Source organism: Streptomyces sp. NPDC089915, assembly GCF_040684675.1.
In the GTDB taxonomy this organism is placed as follows: Bacteria; Actinomycetota; Actinomycetes; order Streptomycetales; family Streptomycetaceae; genus Streptomyces.
Genome location: NZ_JBFBGN010000021.1, coordinates 20,960 through 38,414 on the forward strand (window position 1 = coordinate 20,960; position 17,455 = coordinate 38,414).

At 73.4% G+C, this 17,455-nt stretch carries 19 protein-coding genes and 1 tRNA gene; 10 read left to right on the plus strand and 10 right to left on the minus strand.

The window, feature by feature from the left end; all coding sequences use genetic code 11:
* Positions 1 to 27 precede the first annotated feature (27 nt).
* Entirely contained in the window at positions 28 to 1,647 is a 1,620-nt protein-coding gene (locus AB0O29_RS09580) for a family 20 glycosylhydrolase (protein WP_365148662.1), read from the minus strand.
* Between the two features lie 63 nt (positions 1,648 to 1,710).
* Here AB0O29_RS09580 and AB0O29_RS09585 point away from each other — a divergent pair, with 63 nt between their 5' ends.
* From AB0O29_RS09585 to AB0O29_RS09600, 4 genes are all read left to right on the plus strand, one after another.
* A complete protein-coding gene (locus AB0O29_RS09585; RefSeq protein ID WP_365148665.1) occupies positions 1,711 to 2,601 on the plus strand; it encodes a DUF4429 domain-containing protein in 891 nt (296 codons plus the stop codon).
* A gap of 106 nt (positions 2,602 to 2,707) precedes the next feature.
* On the plus strand, positions 2,708 to 2,983 hold the full coding sequence (locus tag AB0O29_RS09590) for a hypothetical protein (protein WP_365148793.1): 276 nt from the start codon (positions 2,708 to 2,710) through the stop codon (positions 2,981 to 2,983).
* 54 nt (positions 2,984 to 3,037) lie between these two features.
* Positions 3,038 to 4,855, plus strand: a complete 1,818-nt coding sequence (gene glmS / locus AB0O29_RS09595; protein WP_365148668.1) for a glutamine--fructose-6-phosphate transaminase (isomerizing) — start codon at positions 3,038 to 3,040, stop codon at positions 4,853 to 4,855.
* A 93-nt stretch (positions 4,856 to 4,948) separates the two neighbouring features.
* Positions 4,949 to 5,359 (plus strand): hypothetical protein, encoded by a 411-nt coding sequence (locus AB0O29_RS09600; protein WP_365148671.1) that lies wholly within the window; start codon positions 4,949 to 4,951, stop codon positions 5,357 to 5,359.
* A gap of 88 nt (positions 5,360 to 5,447) precedes the next feature.
* On the opposite strand, the gene AB0O29_RS09605 is transcribed toward AB0O29_RS09600, so the two are convergent.
* Entirely contained in the window at positions 5,448 to 6,017 is a 570-nt protein-coding gene (locus tag AB0O29_RS09605) for an acetate uptake transporter (protein WP_365148674.1), read from the minus strand.
* Positions 6,018 to 6,114: 97 nt separating this feature from the next.
* The gene (locus tag AB0O29_RS09610) at positions 6,115 to 6,648 is read right to left on the minus strand and encodes a universal stress protein (protein WP_365148677.1); all 534 of its coding nucleotides are present in this window, start codon (positions 6,646 to 6,648) and stop codon (positions 6,115 to 6,117) included.
* Positions 6,649 to 7,126: 478 nt separating this feature from the next.
* Here AB0O29_RS09610 and AB0O29_RS09615 point away from each other — a divergent pair, with 478 nt between their 5' ends.
* The 4 genes from AB0O29_RS09615 (at position 7,127) to AB0O29_RS09630 (ending at position 9,876) form a co-directional block, all read left to right on the plus strand.
* Entirely contained in the window at positions 7,127 to 7,450 is a 324-nt protein-coding gene (locus tag AB0O29_RS09615) for a hypothetical protein (protein WP_365148680.1), read from the plus strand.
* A gap of 376 nt (positions 7,451 to 7,826) precedes the next feature.
* Positions 7,827 to 8,999 (plus strand): helix-turn-helix domain-containing protein, encoded by a 1,173-nt coding sequence (locus AB0O29_RS09620; RefSeq protein ID WP_365148683.1) that lies wholly within the window; start codon positions 7,827 to 7,829, stop codon positions 8,997 to 8,999.
* Between the two features lie 94 nt (positions 9,000 to 9,093).
* Complete coding sequence (gene orn / locus AB0O29_RS09625; protein WP_365148686.1) at positions 9,094 to 9,696, plus strand: oligoribonuclease; 603 nt, start codon at positions 9,094 to 9,096, stop codon at positions 9,694 to 9,696.
* Between the two features lie 107 nt (positions 9,697 to 9,803).
* Positions 9,804 to 9,876: transfer RNA gene (locus AB0O29_RS09630), tRNA-His, on the plus strand.
* Between the two features lie 66 nt (positions 9,877 to 9,942).
* Here AB0O29_RS09630 and AB0O29_RS09635 read toward each other — a convergent pair.
* The 4 genes from AB0O29_RS09635 to AB0O29_RS09650 form a co-directional block, all read right to left on the minus strand.
* Positions 9,943 to 10,233, minus strand: a complete 291-nt coding sequence (locus AB0O29_RS09635) for a hypothetical protein (protein ID WP_344156845.1) — start codon at positions 10,231 to 10,233, stop codon at positions 9,943 to 9,945.
* Positions 10,234 to 10,335: 102 nt separating this feature from the next.
* Positions 10,336 to 11,010 carry an NAD(P)-binding domain-containing protein gene (locus tag AB0O29_RS09640; RefSeq protein ID WP_365148688.1) on the minus strand — a complete coding sequence of 225 codons (675 nt, stop codon included), beginning with the start codon at positions 11,008 to 11,010 and terminating at the stop codon, positions 10,336 to 10,338.
* Between the two features lie 132 nt (positions 11,011 to 11,142).
* Positions 11,143 to 12,543 (minus strand): HAMP domain-containing sensor histidine kinase, encoded by a 1,401-nt coding sequence (locus tag AB0O29_RS09645; protein ID WP_365148691.1) that lies wholly within the window; start codon positions 12,541 to 12,543, stop codon positions 11,143 to 11,145.
* Entirely contained in the window at positions 12,540 to 13,226 is a 687-nt protein-coding gene (locus AB0O29_RS09650; protein WP_185117278.1) for a response regulator transcription factor, read from the minus strand. The genes AB0O29_RS09645 and AB0O29_RS09650 overlap by 4 nt, the downstream gene beginning before the upstream one ends.
* A 78-nt stretch (positions 13,227 to 13,304) precedes the next feature.
* Here AB0O29_RS09650 and AB0O29_RS09655 point away from each other — a divergent pair, with 78 nt between their 5' ends.
* Entirely contained in the window at positions 13,305 to 13,871 is a 567-nt protein-coding gene (locus AB0O29_RS09655; protein WP_365148694.1) for a hypothetical protein, read from the plus strand.
* A gap of 37 nt (positions 13,872 to 13,908) precedes the next feature.
* On the opposite strand, the gene AB0O29_RS09660 is transcribed toward AB0O29_RS09655, so the two are convergent.
* Positions 13,909 to 14,787: a fused MFS/spermidine synthase gene (locus AB0O29_RS09660; protein ID WP_365148796.1), complete on the minus strand. Its 879-nt coding sequence runs from the start codon at positions 14,785 to 14,787 to the stop codon at positions 13,909 to 13,911.
* A gap of 40 nt (positions 14,788 to 14,827) precedes the next feature.
* Positions 14,828 to 15,262, minus strand: coding sequence for a hypothetical protein (locus tag AB0O29_RS09665; RefSeq protein ID WP_365148697.1), 435 nt, complete (start codon positions 15,260 to 15,262; stop codon positions 14,828 to 14,830).
* Positions 15,263 to 15,496: 234 nt separating this feature from the next.
* On the opposite strand from AB0O29_RS09665, the gene AB0O29_RS09670 reads away from it, so the two are divergent.
* Positions 15,497 to 16,819 carry a tetratricopeptide repeat protein gene (locus AB0O29_RS09670; RefSeq protein WP_365148699.1) on the plus strand — a complete coding sequence of 441 codons (1,323 nt, stop codon included), beginning with the start codon at positions 15,497 to 15,499 and terminating at the stop codon, positions 16,817 to 16,819.
* 7 nt (positions 16,820 to 16,826) lie between these two features.
* Here the strand turns inward: AB0O29_RS09670 and AB0O29_RS09675 are convergent, their stop codons facing one another.
* The gene (locus AB0O29_RS09675) at positions 16,827 to 17,423 is read right to left on the minus strand and encodes a histidine phosphatase family protein (RefSeq protein ID WP_365148702.1); all 597 of its coding nucleotides are present in this window, start codon (positions 17,421 to 17,423) and stop codon (positions 16,827 to 16,829) included.
* Between the last annotated feature and the right edge of the window lie 32 nt (positions 17,424 to 17,455).

The window sequence follows — 17,455 nt, forward strand, 5'->3', positions numbered from 1 at the left end:
TCAGGAGATCGGCCGACGAGCGACGGGCTACGACCACGGGACCTCCGGGGCGCGGTAGTAGGTGATGCCCTGGGCGTCCAGGCGGGGCCCCTGGGCGGCGAGGCGGGTGCGGTGGGCGGGCCAGGAGAGGGCCGTCGCCGGGGACCAGGCGAGTTCCGCGAGGCTGAGGAGGCGGGGGAAGGCCATCAGTTCCCAGTCGGAGCGGGTGGAGATGGTCTCCGTCCAGAGCGGGGCCTCCACGCCCAGGACCGCCGATTCGGGGACGTCGGGGAGGTAGGAGCCCGGGTTCCAGGCGTAGGCGCGCTGGGCGGGGACGTATCCGGCCCACGCCAGACCGGGACCGGTCTGCTTGTCGTACTTCATGTCCAGGTAGGCGTGGTCCGCCGGGGAGAGCACCAGGCGGTGGCCCGCCTTGGCGGCGGCGGCCACGGCCGCCTTCTCCGCGGCCGGGGTCCGGTCGTGGCCCCAGTACTGGAGGACGGCTCCGGGTGCCGGGCGGGCGGCGGCCAGCTGGTGCCAGGCCATCACCGTCTTTCCGTGCCGGGCCACCACCGCCTGGGCGCGGTCCATGAACGCCGCGTAGTCCGCCGCCGGGGTGGAGTGGGCCTCGTCGCCGCCGATGTGCAGGTAGGGGCCGGGCGTGAGGGCGGCGATCTCGCCGAGGACGTCGTCGATGAACTCGTACGTGCGCTCCTTGCCCACGCACAGGGAGCTGAAGCCGACCTTGACGCCGGTGTAGCGCGCGGGTGCCTTGCCGTCGCAGGTCAGCTCGCCGTAGGCGGCCTGGGCGGCGTTGACGTGGCCCGGCATGTCGATCTCGGGGACGAGGGTGACGTAGCGGTCCGCCGCGTAGGCGACCAGGTCGCGGTACTCGTCCTTGGACCAGGAGCCGCCCGGGCCGCCGCCGACCTCGCTCGCGCCGCCGTACTCGGCGAGCCTCGGCCAGGAGTCGACGGCGATCCGCCAGCCCTGGTCGTCGGTGAGGTGCACGTGCAGGGTGTTGATCTTGTACTGGGCGAGCTGGTCGACGTACCGCTTCACCTGCGCCACCGGGAAGTGGTGGCGGGCGACGTCGACCATGGCCCCGCGGTAGGCGAAGCGGGGGGTGTCCGTCACCGTTCCGCCCGGGACGGTCCCCGCGCCCTTCACCGGCAGCAGCTGGCGCAGCGTCTGGCCCGCGTGGAAGAGGCCCGCCGGGGTGCGGGCGGTGAGGGTGATCCCGGCGGGGGTGGTCCGCAGCCGGTACCCCTCCTCGCCCAGCTCCCCGGCCCCGCCGTCGAGCCGCAGCCGGACCCCGTCGCCGCCCTCGCCGCCCGGCCCGCCGGCCCCGTCCGGCCCGTCGGCCACCGGCAGCGGCAGCCCGGTCGGTCCGCGCAGCTGCTCCGCGAGGAGCTCGCCGATCCGGCGGACCTCCTCGGGCGCGCCCGGGCCGCCGGCGCGGATGACGGTGCCCGCCCCGAAGCCGTACCCGGGGCCCTCGGCCCGTACGGAGGCCGGGGCGGGCAGGAGCCGCTCGTAGGGGGTGAGGGCGGCGGCGGCCGGTTTGGCGTCGTCGCCGTGGGCCGCGGTGCAGGAGACGGCGGCGCTCAGGAGCAGGAGGGAGCAGAGGGTGCCGAGCGTGCGGCGCGGTACTCGCGGGACTCTCATGTGCCCAGATATAGGCCAAACGGTCTCCACCCGGGCCCCACATACCGGTGCGAGAATCCCCGGATGGCGGAAATCATCCAGAAGGACGGTACGTGGACCTTCGACGGGGACGCGGTGCGGATCGTGCCGGGCCGCGACAAGGGGGTGGGGCTGCTGCGGCAGCAGCTCGGTGAGGTGCTGGTGCCGCTGCGCGCGATCGCGGGGATCAGCTACGAGCCGGGCCGCAAGTCCGGCCGGCTGCGGCTGCGGCTGCGCGACGGCGCGGACCCGCTGCTCCAGGTGACGGGCGGGCGGCTGCCCGAGTCCTCGGACCCCTACCGGCTGACCGTGGAGGCGGACCGGGCCGGGGTGGCGGAGTACTTCGTGGACGAGGTCCGCAACGCCCTGCTGCTGGACGGGGTGGACCCCGGCCCCTCGGACGCGTACCTGCTGCCGGGCCCGGCGGTGCCGATCACGGTCGGCGCGGGCGACGGGACGGCCGCCTTCGACGGCGACCGGGTGGTGCTGGAGTGGAACTGGACCACCGAGGACGCGAAGTCCTCGGGCGGCCCCCGCGAGTTCCGCGTCGGGGACCTGCGGACGGTGGAGTGGGCCCCGTCGAAGGGTCTGGAGAACGGCTGGCTCCGGTTCACCCTGACGGGTGCCCCGTCGGCGCCCGCGCCCAAGTACGACCCCTGCGCGGTGGAGCTCTTCGGCTTCAAGAAGGACCCGCTGATGGCGCTGGTCGCGGCGGCGGTGGCGGTACGGATGCCCCACCCGGCGGCCCCGGCCCCGGCCGCGGAGGCCCCCGCCGCCCTCCCCCTCGCGGACGCGGCCCCGGCCCTGGCGGGCGAGCCGGCCGACCACGACACGCTGCTGCGCCGGCTGCGCGAGCTGGGGGAGCTGCACCGGAGCGGGGTCCTCACGGCGGAGGAGTTCTCGGCGGCGAAGGCTGCCATTTTGGGCGGTTTCTAGCCCAACGAGGCCGGAATCACCCATTCCCTGGTCCAGACCAGCATGATCCTGCCCGATTCCGGGCAGGATTTTTGCGTTCCACCCCTTGGACCGTCAATATCTACTGGTGCTCGACCGCCGACCGTCCCATGACGACCTCGTCGACCACCTGGTACGCACGACCGCGCTGCAGCGCGGCGAGGCCTCCCGGGTGGTGCTCGACGTGCTCGCGTACTTCGACGAGACGACCGAGGAGTTCGTCCGTCGCCGCCATCGCGAGCTTCAGTCCGGCGGATCGGTCAACGCGGAGATCTTCGAGCGGATCGCGGCAGAACTGCCGCACCGCGCGGTGGCGCCCCCGGAGCTCTCGCTCCGGCAGCTGCGCCGCATCGTCTACGGCTGAGACGCCGCATCGTCTCCGGGCACGGACACCGAACTTCAGGAGGGGCAACACCGTATGTGCGGAATCGTCGGTTACATCGGCAAGCGCGACGTGGCACCACTGCTGCTGGAAGGCCTCCAGCGGCTGGAATACCGCGGCTACGACTCGGCGGGCATCGTCGTCAACAGCCCGAAGTCGGCGGCCCTGAAGGTCGTCAAGGCCAAGGGCCGGGTCCGCGAGCTGGAGTCCCGCGTCCCCAAGCGCTTCGCCGGCACCACCGGCATCGCCCACACCCGCTGGGCCACCCACGGCGCGCCGAGCGACATCAACTCGCACCCGCACCTGGACGCCGAGAACAAGGTCGCGGTCGTCCACAACGGCATCGTCGACAACGCCGCCGAGCTCCGCGCCAAGCTGGAGGCCGACGGTGTGGTCTTCGTCTCCGAGACCGACACCGAGGTGCTCGTCCACCTGATCGCCCGCTCCCAGGCCGTCACCCTGGAGGAGAAGGTCCGCGAGGCGCTCAAGGTCGTCGAGGGCACCTACGGCATCGCCGTCATGCACGCCGACTTCGCCGACCGCATCGTCGTCGCCCGCAACGGCTCCCCCGTCGTCCTCGGCATCGGCGAGAAGGAGATGTTCGTCGCCTCGGACGTCGCCGCGCTCGTCGCCCACACCCGCCAGGTCGTCACCCTCGACGACGGCGAGATGGCCACCCTCAAGGCCGACGACTTCCGCACGTACACCACGAGCGGTACGACGACCACCGCCACGCCCGAGACCGTGGAGTGGGAGGCCGCCTCCTACGACATGGGCGGCCACGACACCTACATGCACAAGGAGATCTCCGAGCAGCCCGACGCGGTCGACCGCGTGCTGCGCGGCCGGATCGACGACCGCTTCTCCACCGTGCACCTGGGCGGCCTGAACCTGGACCCGCGCGAGGCGCGCGGCATCCGCCGGGTCAAGATCCTCGGCTGCGGCACCTCGTACCACGCGGGCATGATCGGCGCCGGCCTCATCGAGAGCCTCGCCCGCATCCCCGCCGACGCCGAGCCGGCCTCCGAGTTCCGCTACCGCAACCCGGTCGTGGACCCCGACACCCTCTACATCGCCGTCTCCCAGTCCGGTGAGACCTACGACGTGCTCGCGGCGGTGCAGGAGCTCAAGCGCAAGGGCGCCCGCGTCCTCGGCGTGGTCAACGTGGTCGGCTCCGCCATCGCCCGCGAGGCCGACGGCGGCGTGTACGTGCACGCCGGCCCCGAGGTCTGCGTCGTGTCCACCAAGTGCTTCACGAACACCGTGACCGCCTTCGCCCTGCTCGCCCTGCACCTGGGCCGCATCCGCGACCTGTCCGTCGCCGACGGCAAGCGGATCATCGAGGGCCTGCGCAAGCTCCCCGGCCAGATCCAGGAGATCCTGGAGGGCGAGGAGGACATCAAGAAGCTGGCGGCCGAGTACGCCGAGGCCAAGTCGATGATGTTCATCGGCCGGGTGCGCGGCTATCCGGTGGCCCTGGAGGCCTCCCTCAAGCTGAAGGAGATCTCCTACATCCACGCCGAGGCCTACCCGGCCTCCGAGCTCAAGCACGGCCCGCTCGCGCTCATCGAGCCGGCGATGCCGACGGTCGCGATCGTCCCGGACGACGACCTGCTGGAGAAGAACCGCGCGGCGCTGGAGGAGATCAAGGCCCGCAGCGGCCGGATCCTGGCGGTCGCCCACCGGGTGCAGGAGAAGGCCGACCACACGATCCTCGTCCCCAAGAACGAGGACGAGCTGGACCCGATCCTGATGGGCATCCCGCTCCAGCTGCTGGCGTACCACACCGCTCTGGCCCTGGGCCGGGACATCGACAAGCCGCGCAACCTGGCGAAGTCCGTCACGGTCGAGTAGGACCCGCACCGCAGACGCGGGACGGCCCCGGGGAGCTCCCCGGGGCCGTCCCCCTTTTTTCCCGCACGCCTTCCACCTGAACGAGGTACCCGCATGACCGCGCCCGGCCGCTTCGAGGAACTGATGGCCGAGGCCACGGCCGCCACCGGCCGCTTCGGGCACCGCGAGCACGTCCACCTGACGTGGCTGGCGGTACGGGCCCACGGCCCGGCGGCGACCGTGGAGCTGGTCGGCGAGGGGATCCTGGCGACCGCCACCCGGGCGGGCGTCCCCGGCAAGTTCCACGCGACCCTCACCCGTGCCTGGGTCGAGCTCGTCGCCCGCGCGGAGGGCGGGGGCGAACCCGCCCGGGACTTCGAGGAGTTCGCCGCCCGCCACCCGGAACTCCTGGACAAGGAGCTGCCGAAGCGGTTCTACAGCGCGGCCGTCCTGTCCTCGGAGGAGGCGAAGGCCGCCTGGACCGAGCCGGACCTCGCCCCCTTCCCCCGGCAGACCCGCGGCTGAGACCCGCCGCACCCACGGCACACGACAGGGGCGCCACCGGTGACTCCGGTGGCGCCCCTGCCCGTTGCGCCCGCGCGGCGGGCGGGGTTCAACCCGCCGCGACCGCGCCCCTGCCCGCCGCCTTGCCGAAGGCCGTCGGCCAGTGCGCCAGCGCGGCGGTCGCCCCGTACCAGGCCAGCAGCCCGGACACGGCCGCGGCCCAGCCGCCCGCCTTGGCCAGGCCGGCGCTGTCCGCGAAGGAGGCGATGGCCAGCAGGACGAGGGAGAGGGTGAGCAGGCCGTAGACGCCCTGCCCGAACAGGCCGCTCGACGCGGCGAGGGTGAGGGTCAGCGCGAGCAGCGCGAAGAGGACCAGAAACGTTCCGGCGGCCTCGTCGGACACCGAGGCGCCCGCACCCTTGGCCCAGGTGAACCAGAAGACGCCCAGGCCCGCGAACGCGGTGCCGTTGAACCCGTTGCCGCCCCGGTACTCCATGAGGCCGAGGAGGAAGAGGGCCGCGCCGCCGACGTACATCGCGAGCGACACGGAGTTGGCGGCGGTGACACCGGAGAGGACGCCGGTGTGGCCGATACCGAACGCGAGAAGGGTGAGACCCAGGGCGATGTTCCCCAGGGTCGAAGTCGAGGCCGTGCTTCCCGCAGAGACACCATTGTCCACGGCGGGCTCCCTTCGATCTGCAGTTGTTTGCTGCGTCCCAGCAGCACTTATTTACCCTTTACACGGGTTCACAACCGCACAACCGGAATACAGACGGTCACGGAATGACAACGACCGGTCGCTGCGCGCGCTTGGCCAGACGGCCCGCCACCGAGCCGAAGATCCGGCCGACGATGCCGTGGGTGGAACCCACCACGATCGCGTCCGCCGAGTACTCCCGGCCGACCTCCTCCAGCTCGTGGCAGATGTCGCCGCCGCGCTCGACGAGGATCCACGGCACCTCGGAGAGGTAGTCCGCGCAGGCGAGCTCCAGGCCCAGCACCTCGGTGCGGTGGTCGGGGACGTCCACGAAAACCGGCGGCTCGCAGCCGGCCCACACCGTGGTGGGGAGCCGGTTCGCCACGTGCACGATGATCAGGCCGGACCCGGAGCGGCGGGCCATGCCGATCGCGTACGCGAGGGCGCGCTCACTGGACGTGGAGCCGTCGAAGCCCACGACGACCCCGTGCCGGAAGGCCGGATCGCAGGGCATACGTGTCTGTTCCACCGCGCGCAGGTCGCTCGATACGGAATCGGCGATTTGGTGTTTGCGCTTGCGGTCCGCGGGTTCGAAGAATTCGTGACCGGCCATGGATGTCTCGGCGAAAAGTCCTCGGGGGAAGCGACAGGGGCGGTTTCGGCGACTCGGGCTTTCTGACGATGACGAGGGCGTTTTGGCGACGCTGCGTGACGGAGCTCTGTCCAGGAAGCATCTTTCCAAGCCCTTACCCACCAGGGTACGGCGACACTCCCGTCCTGCACAGGGCATGCCGCCCTTGGAGAGCGTCCAAGGGAGCATGCCGGAGCGGAGCCCCCTTGGCAATGGCCGCTGTCCCCTACAGCCAGTGACCGAAGGCCCTCGCGCCACCCGTGCGCGCAGTGACCGGGACCTGCGCACGGACGTTGGACAGGAGTCCGACCGTCCAGGAAGAGCCCGCAGGGAGTACGCCGTGCCCGGCCATCCGGTTCACCCCGTCCAGCCCGTCCAGCCCGCTCCGCCGACGCGGTCCGCCCCCTCCGGGCGCCCCGCTCCCCTCCCCCCGCCGGCCCGTCCCCGGCTTCACCCGTCCGTGCGGTCCGCCGCGGGGCGGCCCGATGACGACCCTGCGGGTGACGTCGTGCGCTGGGCCGCCTTCAGCTGCCTGCTCGTACCCGTGGTCCTGGTGGTCTACGGGACCTCGTACGGCGGGGCCGCCGTGGCGACCCTGGGGCTGGCCGCCGTCACGGCCGCCTGCCGGGTGCTGCTGCGCCAGTCGGAGAAGACCGCTCGGGCCGCCGTGCGGGTCGCGGCGGAGGAGCCGCTCGCGCACGGACACCGCGGCCGGCACTCCCGCAGCGGGTCCGGCGGCCACCGCGGCTGCCACTCCTCCCCGGGCACGTCCCCTCACGACTGACCGATTCGCACGTACACACCCGGTTGTTTTCAGCCAACTTCCGGACCGGATGCTTCCCTTGCCGGAATGTCCCCCCAACCCCCCCACCACCAGCGACGACAGAGCGAAGGGGGCGAAAACACCCCATGGGTACTGGCCACGACCGGATCGTGAGGTTCCCCTGCGGGTAGCGGAGTGGAACGCTTCCTGATCGAATGCTTTTCGCCAAGTTGCCAAGTCGACATAGCGCTGCGTGCTGAACTTGTCACGCCGACACCACGGGACGCAGTAGATTCGATCATGTATTTACGGCGGGGGATCCACGTGCAAGGCCGAGGGGAAACGTGCAGGTGCGACCAGACCAAGGAGTCGCGACACCCAAGGGGGGCTTAGCGCCATGAGCCAGGATTCCACCGCAGTCATCGCCGACGCGGGCAGGAAGCTCGCGGGGCGTCGCCGCAGAGAGATCGTCGCCGTGCTGCTGTTCAGCGGCGGGCCGATCTTCGAGAGTTCCATTCCGCTGTCCGTGTTCGGCATCGACCGCCAGGACGCCGGAGTGCCGCGCTACCGACTGCTCGTGTGCGCCGGGGAGGACGGTCCGCTGCGGACCACCGGCGGACTCGAACTGACGGCGCCGTACGGACTGGAGGCCATCGCCCGCGCGGGCACGGTCGTCGTCCCGGCCTGGCGCTCCATCACCTCCCCGCCGCCGCCGGAGGCGCTCGACGCCCTGCGGCTGGCGCACGAGGAGGGCGCCCGGATCGTCGGTCTGTGCACGGGGGCGTTCGTGCTCGCCGCCGCCGGACTGCTCGACGGCCGGCCGGCCACGACGCACTGGATGTACGCGCCGACGCTGGCCAAGCGCTACCCGTCCGTCCACGTCGACCCGCGCGAGCTGTTCGTCGACGACGGCGACGTGCTGACGTCCGCCGGCACCGCGGCCGGAATCGACCTGTGCCTCCACATCGTGCGCACGGACCACGGCAGCGAGGCGGCCGGGGCGCTGGCCCGCCGGCTCGTCGTCCCGCCGCGCCGCACCGGCGGCCAGGAGCGCTACCTCGACCGGTCGCTGCCCGAGGAGATCGGCGCCGACCCGCTCGCCGAGGTCGTCGCCTGGGCCCTGGAACACCTCCACGAGCAGTTCGACGTGGAGACGCTGGCCGCCCGCGCCTACATGAGCCGGCGCACCTTCGACCGGCGGTTCCGCTCGCTCACCGGCAGCGCTCCGCTCCAGTGGCTGATCACCCAGCGGGTGCTCCAGGCCCAGCGGCTGCTGGAGACCTCCGACTACTCGGTCGACGAGGTCGCCGGGCGCTGCGGCTTCCGCTCGCCGGTCGCCCTGCGCGGTCACTTCCGCCGGCAGCTGGGGTCCTCCCCGGCCGCCTACCGCTCCGCCTACCGGGCGCGCCGGCCGCAGGCCGACGTCTCCCCCGTCTCGGAGCTCTCGGGGAGCCCGCTGCCGCACCAGCGCACCCCGCAGCCCCAGCGGGCCGCGGCGGCCCTGGCCGCCTCCGGTCCGAGCGTGACGGAGCTGTACGCCCCGGGCCGGGTCCTGCGCGAGCACGCGTAGCACCCGCCGTCCGGAAACATCCGGAAGACGCATGACGAAGGCCCCCGCATCGGCCGGACACCACCGCGGGGGCCTTCGGCATAAGGTGGGGCGCATGAACGATCGCATGGTGTGGATCGACTGCGAGATGACCGGGCTCTCGTTGACGGACGACGCACTTATCGAGGTGGCCGCACTGGTCACCGACTCGGAGCTGAACGTGCTCGGCGAAGGCGTGGACATCGTGATCCGCCCGCCGGACGCGGCCCTGGAGAACATGCCGGACGTGGTGCGCGAGATGCACACCTCCTCCGGCCTGCTCGACGAGCTGGCCGGCGGCACGACCCTGGCCGACGCCGAGGCGCAGGTCCTGGCGTACGTGCGTGAGCACGTCAAGGAGCCGCGCAAGGCCCCGCTGTGCGGGAACTCCGTCGGCACCGACCGCGGCTTCCTGTCGCGCGACATGCCGGCGCTGGAGGGCCACCTGCACTACCGGATCGTGGACGTGTCCTCGGTCAAGGAGCTGGCGCGCCGCTGGTACCCGCGGGCCTACTTCAACAGCCCGCCGAAGAACGGCAACCACCGGGCGCTCGCGGACATCAAGGAGTCCATCGCCGAGCTCCGCTACTACCGCGAGGCGGTCTTCGTCCCGCAGCCCGGGCCCGACTCGGACACGGCCAAGGCCATCGCCGCCAAACACGTGGTCGCCGGCGAGTAGGACCGCCCGGGACACCGCAGGAGGGGGTGCGGGGAAAAGGGGGGAGCGAGCACACTCCCGGACCCTGTACCCTTTTCTTCGAGCCGGTCGTTCCACGACCGGACATGGTGGGTGTAGCTCAGTTGGTAGAGCACCTGGTTGTGGTCCAGGTGGCCGCGGGTTCAAGTCCCGTCACTCACCCTGTGGGAAGGCCCCGGTTCGCGCGAGCGAGCCGGGGCCTTCCGCATGTCCGGGGGCGGGCGCGCCCTAGGCCAGGGTGCGGACCTCGGAGAGGATCTCCGTCAGCTCCTCCCCCGTCGTGACGGGGGAGATCTCCACCTCGGCGTGGAAGCGGCTGAACAGGTCCCAGGTCAGCAGCGGCACCTGGGCGCTGTCCTGGAGGTCGAAGACGATCCAGCAGGAGCGCACGCCCTCGTGCAGGCCGAAGTAGGCCGCCTCCGGGCGGACCCGCTCCATGAACTTCCGCAGGGCCTGGACCAGCGCCCCCGTCTTGATGCCCTCGTTGGCGGCGGCCGTGTCCAGATGGGCCCTGAGCATGACTCTCACGTGTGGCTCCCTCCGTCACCCCCACCCTCCGCACGGGCCGGGGGCGCGGCAACATCTGCGCCCCCGTCCGGGCGGGATCACGGGGTCACGGGGTCAGGAGGAGGGGCGGGCCGTCTGGACGTGGAAGTTGAAGTCCGCGTGGCCGAGCGCGTTCATCAGGCGCAGCCACACCGGCAGGAGCATCTCCGTGCCGCGTGCGGTCTCGATCCCGCCGAGGTCGATGATCGACCGGTCGGACCAGCCGAAGGAGCTCAGCAGGCCGTGCACGGCCTTCTTCGCGTCGGAGTCGTCGCCGGAGAGGAAGACGGAGTGCTCGCCCGGGACCCGGGCCGGGTCGACCATGATCTGGCAGTTCATCGTGTTGAGGGTCTTGACCACCCGCAGCTGCGGGAAGGTGCGCTGGATCAGCTCGCCGAGGCTGTCGTCGTCGACGGGGTCCAGGCGGGGCGGGAAGCCCTGGGAGAAGTCCAGCGGGTTGGCGATGTCGATCAGGACCTTGCCGTCGAGGTGGGCGGCGTCGGCCTCGGTCAGCGCCTCGACGCTGACCCGTCCGCCGGTGGCGTTGACCAGCGTCTCGCCGTGCCGGGCGGCCTCGGGGAAGGTGGCGAGGCCGACCGAGGGGTGGGCCTCCTGCCATTCGGCGTACTCCGCCCGGTCGAGGGTGGAGCGCGGATCGCGGGTGCCGATGACCACCTCGTGGCCCAGGGAGGCCAGGCGGGCGGCCACCGTACGGCCGACGATGCCGGTGCCGAGAACTGCGTAACGCATGCGTACGTCCAATCGGGAAGGATGTGACACGAGCCGTGCGCGGGATGCGGCCGGGCGGGACGACCGGTGCACACCGGCCCCCAACTGGCTGGGACCGTACGGTATTCCACCCGCGCGGCACGCAGCGCACCCTCACCCCGCCGGGTCGGTCCGCTCGCCCCGGCGCCTGCCGCGCGTGCGGCGGGCGCGGCGGCCTCCCGGGCCGCGGCGGCGGGCCCGGTCGTCCAGGGCCAGCCACACCCGCACCTCGGTACCCCCGAGCACCGAGCGCCCCAGCCGTACGTCGCCGCCCGTGGACTCCGCGACCCGGCGCACGATGTCCAGGCCGAGCCCCGTCGAGCCGTCGCGGGCTCCGTCGTTGCCCCGGCGCAGGGCCGCGTCCGGGTCGGTGATGCCGGGGCCCGCGTCCGAGACGAGGACGAGGACGGCGTCCCCCGCGTCGTGCACGTCGACGGCGAAGGGGGTGCCCTCGGGGGTGTGCCGGAAGACGTTGCCGAGCAGGGCGTCCAGGGCGGCCGCCAGCTCGGGCCGGGCCACCGGGACCCGTACGGTGCGGTCCACGCCCGCGAGCCGCACCTCCCGGCCCTCGTCCTCCGCGAGCGCGGACCAGAAGGCCATCCGGTCCCGGATCACCTCGGAGGCGTCGCAGCCGGCCGTGGCCGCCGCGGCGGCGGGCGGGCGCTGTTCGCGGGCGGTCCGGATGATCGTGTCGACCTCGCGCTCCAGCTGCTCCACGGCCGCCCGGGTGTGCTCGGCGGCGGGGCCGTCGCCTAGGGAGGCGGCGTTGAGCCGCAGCACCGTCAGCGGGGTGCGCAGCCGGTGCGAGAGGTCGGCGGCGAGCTCCCGCTCGTTGGCGAGGAGCTCGACGACCTGGTCGGCCATCGAGTTGAACGCGACGGCGGCCGAGCGGAGCTCCTTCGGCCCGTCCTCGGGCACCCGGGCCCCGAGCCGCCCCTCCCCCAGCTGGTGCGCGGCGTCCGCGAGCCGTTCGGCCGGGCGGACGAGCCGGGCGCCGAGCCGGTCGGCGACCGCCACCGACCCGACGACCAGGGCGAGGCCGACGCCGGCGAGGATCAGCCAGGCGGTGGCGACCCCGTTGCTGACCTCGCTCTCCGGCACGTAGATCTCGATGACGGCGATGTCCCCGGAGCCGAGGGCGATGGGCTGGAGCAGCGCGGAGCCCCCGCCGGCGGCCTCGGCGGTGGTGGCACGGCCCATGGAACGGGTCTCCGCGACCGCGCGAGCGCCGGCCCAGCCGTCGCCGATGTCCACGGGGGCGGCCCCGTCGATGGCGGGGACGTGGACGGCCATCCGCCGGGCGGCGCCCATCTCGGTGGACTCGACGGCCTTGCGCAGCTGCACCGGGTCGGTGGTGATGGACAGGGTCGGCCCCATGGTGGCGGCCTGCCGCTCGGCGTTGGAGAAGGCCCGGTCACTGGCCATCTCCTGCACCACCAGCCCCAGCGGCACCGCGAAGGCCACGACCACCATGGTGGTGACGGCGAGGCAGACCTTGACCAGCGCCCATCTCACAGCGGCGGCTCCAGCTTCACCCCGACACCCCTCAGCGTGTGCAGGTAGCGCGGCCGGGCGGCGGTTTCGCCGAGTTTGCGGCGGAGCCAGGACAGGTGGACGTCGATGGTCTGGTCGTCCCCGTACGACTGCTGCCAGACCTCGGCGAGCAGTTCGCGCCGGGCCACGACCACCCCGGGCCGCCCCGCGAGGAAGGCCAGCAGGTCGAACTCCCGGCGGGTGAGGTCGAGTACGGCCCCGTCCAGCTCGGCCTGGCGGCGCAGCGGGTCGATGGCCAGCCCGCCCACCCGCAGCACCCGCGGCGGCGGTTCGGCCGCGGCCGCCTGGGAGCGGCGCAGGACGGCGGCCATCCGGGCGGAGAGGTGCTCGACGGAGAACGGCTTGGTGAGGTAGTCGTCGGCGCCGTCGTTGAGCAGCCGGACGATCTCGGCCTCGTCGTCGCGGGCGGTGGCGATGATGACGGGCACGTCGGTGATGCCGCGCAGCATCTTCAGGGCCTCGGAGCCGTCGAGGTCGGGCAGTCCGAGGTCGAGGATGACCACGTCGAACCGGTGGTGGGCGACCTCGCGCAGGGCCTCCAGGGCCGTGCCGACGCTCCGTACCGTGTGGGAGGCCTCGGTCAGGTGCCGGATCAGGGCGGAACGTACGAACTGGTCGTCCTCGACCACGAGCACACTAGCCATGGCCGCACGGTAGTCCATTCGGGCGACCCCGGGAGGGGCCGGGACGGGCTTGTGACGTGTGGTGCAGTATGTGCCCTGATGCGACGAGGACTTGTACACGCCATGGCCTGGGTGGCGGCCACCGCGGCCGCCGTGACCCTGTCGTGGTGGGGCGTGCGCACCGTGATGTCCGGGACCGCCTACGACCCCCCGCTCGCGGTTCCGCTGGCCACGCGGCCGCTGTCCTCCTCCACCCGGGGCGCGGAGCCTTCGCCGCCCGGCCCGTCCGCGTCGCCCTCGCCGTCGTCCCCGTCCCCGTCACCGCCCTCCGCGCCCGGGGCCTCCTCGGCGCCGGCCTCCTCCTCGGCGCCCGCGCGGTCGAGGTCCGCGCCGCCGCCCGGGCAGCAGCGCCCGGTGCAGGAGGGCGGCGGGCAGGGCGGGTCCGGGAACGTGAAGGGGTACTCGGTCTCGGGCGGCCGGGTGGTCTTCGACCTGGGGACCTCCTCGGCGGCCCTGGTCTCGGCGACCCCGGAGGCGGGGTGGCGGGTGCAGGTGTGGAAGCAGGACTTCTGGATCCGGGTCACCTTCACCCGGGACGGCCGCGAGGTGTCGGTGTTCTGCACCTGGCACGACCACCCGCCGACGGTGGAGACCGTCGACCCGTAGGGCGCACCGGTACGCATACCCGCACGCCCGCGCCTCCCTAGCGGAACACCGAGGCCGGGGGCTGCGGCGAGGCCGTCGCCGAGGCGTCGGAGACGGGGACCGCGCCGCCCGTGAAGTCGGCGAGGGCCCGGCCGTGCTCCACCCGGCCGGGGTGCGGGTCGCTCGCCACGCGCCGGGTGAACTCCGCCACCGGAAGCTCCCGGTCGGAGGCCACGAGCACCGCATTGCCGAAACGTTTCCCCCGCCAGACGACGGGGTCCGCCGCCAGCGCCAGCCGCTCGAACCGGGAGGCGGCGGTGGCGACCTGGCCCCGCAGGTGCGTCAGCGGCGGCCCGTCCGCGAGGTTGGCCACGTACCACCCGGTGGGCGACAGGGCCCGGCGCACGTCGTCCAGGAACTCGGCGCTGGTCAGGTGCGCCGGGGTGCGCGCGCCGCTGAAGACGTCCGCGATGACCAGGTCCGCCCAGCCGTCCGGCACCTTCGCCAGCCCGGCCCGCGCGTCCACCGCCCGGACCCGGACCCGCGCCTGCGGGTCCAGCGGCAGGTGCTCCCGTACGAAGGCCACCAGGGCCTCGTCGATCTCCACGACCTGCTGCGCGGAGCGGGGCCGCGCGGCGGCCGTGTAGCGGGCCAGGGTGAAGGCGCCGCCGCCCAGGTGCACCACGTTCAGGGGCTGCCGGGCGGGCGCGATGAGGTCGATCAGGTGGCCGATGCGGCGCTGGTACGCGAAGTCGAGGTGGCCGGGGTCGTCCAGGTCCACGTGGGACTGCGGGGCCCCGTCGATCAGCAGGGTCCAGGCGCGGGCGCGCTCGCGGTCCGGGGACAGCTCGGCCAGACCGCCGCCCACCTGCCCGGCGACCGGATCGGCGGTGCCCCGCCGGCCCCCGTCGCGGTTCCTGCCCTTGTCCCTGCCTATGCCCTTGCCTGCCACGCCCCCATTATCGCTGGCCAGAGCATTACCGGCAGTTGTCGGCCGCCTCGATGAGCCGGGCCGCCTCGCCGAGCGCCGCCCGCAGCACCTCCGGATCGGTGACGGGCCCCACCGCCTCGGGCGGCAGCAGCCACCCCGTACCGCCCGCCGTGGGCGCGGCGGCGAGGTCGAAGCGCATCCCGCGCCCGTTGGTCTGCGTACAGGCGCTGCCGGGCAGGTCCCAGGCGTCGGCCGTGCCGGGCGGGACCAGGAAGCCGAGGGTGCCGTCCGAGCCGTCGTGCAGCACGGGCCCGACCGCGGGCACGGCCGCCCCGGCGCCGCGCCGGATGATGTCCACGGCCTCCAGCCCCTGCCGGACGGAGACGGTCACCAGGTCCGGGGCCGACCCCGCGACCGGCGCCTGGACGGTGAGCGGGGTCGCGCCGGCCTCGGGCGCGGTGTTCGTACCAATGCTGTCCATGCCGGCCTCCACCAAGGGAACCCCTCCTCGATCCGTGTCCGCATGGGTTCAACGCGGCGAAGCGTCAACAGGTGCGGCGGCAAGACGCCGCAAAGGATGGCAGTTCATGGCGGATCGCGGGTGAGATATCCGTTTTGTAGCCAAACACCGCGTGGGGCCCCCTTCCCCGGCGGTACGTTCATGCGCGCCGGAGCACCCGACTCCGGGGCGAGCATGTCCAGAGAGGCAGCGTCCATGGCGGCGTCACCCCACTCACCCAACTCCAGCTTCCGGCGGCTGCGCGGAGCACACTCCCCGGCCGAGTTCGCGGGCATGGTGCGCCGGGCCGCACGGGAGATCGGCGAAACGGTTTCCTGCGACGCCCGCTACATCGGCCGGGTCGAATCGGGCGAGATCCGCTGCCCCAACTACGCCTACGAACGCGTCTTCCTCCACATGTTCCCCGGCCGCACCCTGGCCGACCTGGGCTTCTCCCCCCGCGAGGCGGTCCGCGGGCGGGCCGCCCAGCGCACCCTGCCCGAACCACCCGTCTTCACCCACCTCACCCACCGTTCCAAGGAGAGCGACGTGCTGCGGCGCGCCTTCATGGCGGGCGGCTCCGCGACCGTGGCGGCCGCGACGCTCAGCCTCACCCTGCTCGGCGACAGCCGCCGGCTCCCCTCCCGCGCCGGCGAGGCCGAGGCCGACGCCGTCGAGGACGCCGTACGCCAGATCCGGCTGCTGGACGACCGGCACGGCGCCGACGCCCTCTACCGGCGGGCCGCCCAGCCCCTGCGCACCGCCTACGCCCTGCTCGACGCGGGAGCCACCCGGCAGTCCACCGAGGACCGGCTGCACGCGGGGGCCGGGGAGCTGGCCGTCTCCGTGGGCTGGCTGGCCCACGACTCGAGCCGCTTCGAGGACGCCCGCTCGCACTACGCCGAGGCCCTGGCCACCGCCCGGGTGGCGGGGGACGCGGGCCTGGAGGCGCACGCCTTCAGCAACATGGCCTTCCTCGCCCGCGACTGCGGGCGCCCCCGCGAATCGGTGCGGGCCGCCCAGGCGGGCCTGCGCGCGGCCCGCTCGCTGGGCTCGCCCCGGCTGCTGTCGCTGCTGGCCCTGCGGGAGGCCGGCGGCTGGTCGGGGCTCGGGGACCGGCGGGCCTGCGAGGAGGCGCTGACCCGGGCGCACACCGAGTTCGCGCGGGGGCCCCGCGCCGCCGACCCGGAGTGGATGTCCTTCTTCGGGGAGGCCGAACTGGAGTCCCTGGAGTCCCGCTGCTGGGCGGCGCTCGGCGAGTACGCCCGCGCGGCCCGGCACGCCCGCCGGGCGGCCGACCTCCAGGACCCGCACTTCGCCCGGAACGTCGCCCTCTACACCGCCGAGCTCGCCGACGACCTGGCCCGCGCGGGAGCGCCGGACGAGGCCGCCTGGGCCGGCGGACGGGTGCTGGACCTGCTGGCGGAGGTCCAGTCGACCCGGATCCGCTCCATGCTGGCGGGCACCGCCCGCACCCTGGTCCCGCACCAGCGCTCCCCGCGCGTGGGCGCGTTCCTCACCCGCCACGCCCAGGCCTGAGCCCGTACTACCCCTCCAGGTGCCCGGTGTCGTTCCAGCGCTCCAGCGCCGGCGCCCCGTAAGCCCAGCCGAGCACCGACAGTGAGGTCGGCTCCAGGCGGATCCGGGCGCCGAAGGAGGCCTCGAAGCCCAGCCAGCGGGCGGCCAGGGTGCGCAGGACGTGTCCGTGCGCGAAGACCAGGACGTCCCGCTCGGCCGACCGCGCCCAGGCCACCACCTCGTCCGCGCGGGCGGCCACGTCGGCGACGGACTCGCCGCCGGGCACCCCGTCGCGCCAGATCAGCCAGCCCGGCCGGACGGCCTGGATCTCGGCCGGGGTCATCCCCTCGTAGTCGCCGTAGTCCCACTCCATGAGGGTGTCCCAGGGCTCCGCCCGCACCCCGAACCCCGCCAGGTCACAGCTCTCGCTCGCCCGGACCAGGGGGCTGGTGCGCACCTCCATGCCGCGCAGCGAGGCCCAGGGCTCACCGGCGAGCCGCTCGCCCAGCCGCTTCGCGCCCTGCCTGCCCTCCTCCAGCAGGGGCACGTCCGTGCGTCCGGTGTGCTTGCCGAGCAGGGACCATGCCGTCTGGCCGTGGCGGGCCAGCAGGATGCGGGGGGCCATCTGTGTTTCTCCCGGTCCGTGGTGGTTCGCCC

Coding starts and splice junctions, on each gene's coding strand:
- AB0O29_RS09580 (WP_365148662.1), bottom strand. CDS start 1,647: ATGAGAGTCCCGCGAGTACCGCGCCGCACGCTCGGCACCCTCTGCTCC.
- AB0O29_RS09585 (WP_365148665.1), top strand. CDS start 1,711: ATGGCGGAAATCATCCAGAAGGACGGTACGTGGACCTTCGACGGGGAC.
- glmS (WP_365148668.1), top strand. CDS start 3,038: ATGTGCGGAATCGTCGGTTACATCGGCAAGCGCGACGTGGCACCACTG.
- AB0O29_RS09600 (WP_365148671.1), top strand. CDS start 4,949: ATGACCGCGCCCGGCCGCTTCGAGGAACTGATGGCCGAGGCCACGGCC.
- AB0O29_RS09610 (WP_365148677.1), bottom strand. CDS start 6,648: ATGGCCGGTCACGAATTCTTCGAACCCGCGGACCGCAAGCGCAAACAC.
- AB0O29_RS09620 (WP_365148683.1), top strand. CDS start 7,827: ATGAGCCAGGATTCCACCGCAGTCATCGCCGACGCGGGCAGGAAGCTC.
- orn (WP_365148686.1), top strand. CDS start 9,094: ATGAACGATCGCATGGTGTGGATCGACTGCGAGATGACCGGGCTCTCG.
- AB0O29_RS09635 (WP_344156845.1), bottom strand. CDS start 10,233: ATGCTCAGGGCCCATCTGGACACGGCCGCCGCCAACGAGGGCATCAAG.
- AB0O29_RS09640 (WP_365148688.1), bottom strand. CDS start 11,010: ATGCGTTACGCAGTTCTCGGCACCGGCATCGTCGGCCGTACGGTGGCC.
- AB0O29_RS09650 (WP_185117278.1), bottom strand. CDS start 13,226: ATGGCTAGTGTGCTCGTGGTCGAGGACGACCAGTTCGTACGTTCCGCC.
- AB0O29_RS09655 (WP_365148694.1), top strand. CDS start 13,305: ATGCGACGAGGACTTGTACACGCCATGGCCTGGGTGGCGGCCACCGCG.
- AB0O29_RS09665 (WP_365148697.1), bottom strand. CDS start 15,262: ATGGACAGCATTGGTACGAACACCGCGCCCGAGGCCGGCGCGACCCCG.
- AB0O29_RS09670 (WP_365148699.1), top strand. CDS start 15,497: ATGGCGGCGTCACCCCACTCACCCAACTCCAGCTTCCGGCGGCTGCGC.
- AB0O29_RS09675 (WP_365148702.1), bottom strand. CDS start 17,423: ATGGCCCCCCGCATCCTGCTGGCCCGCCACGGCCAGACGGCATGGTCC.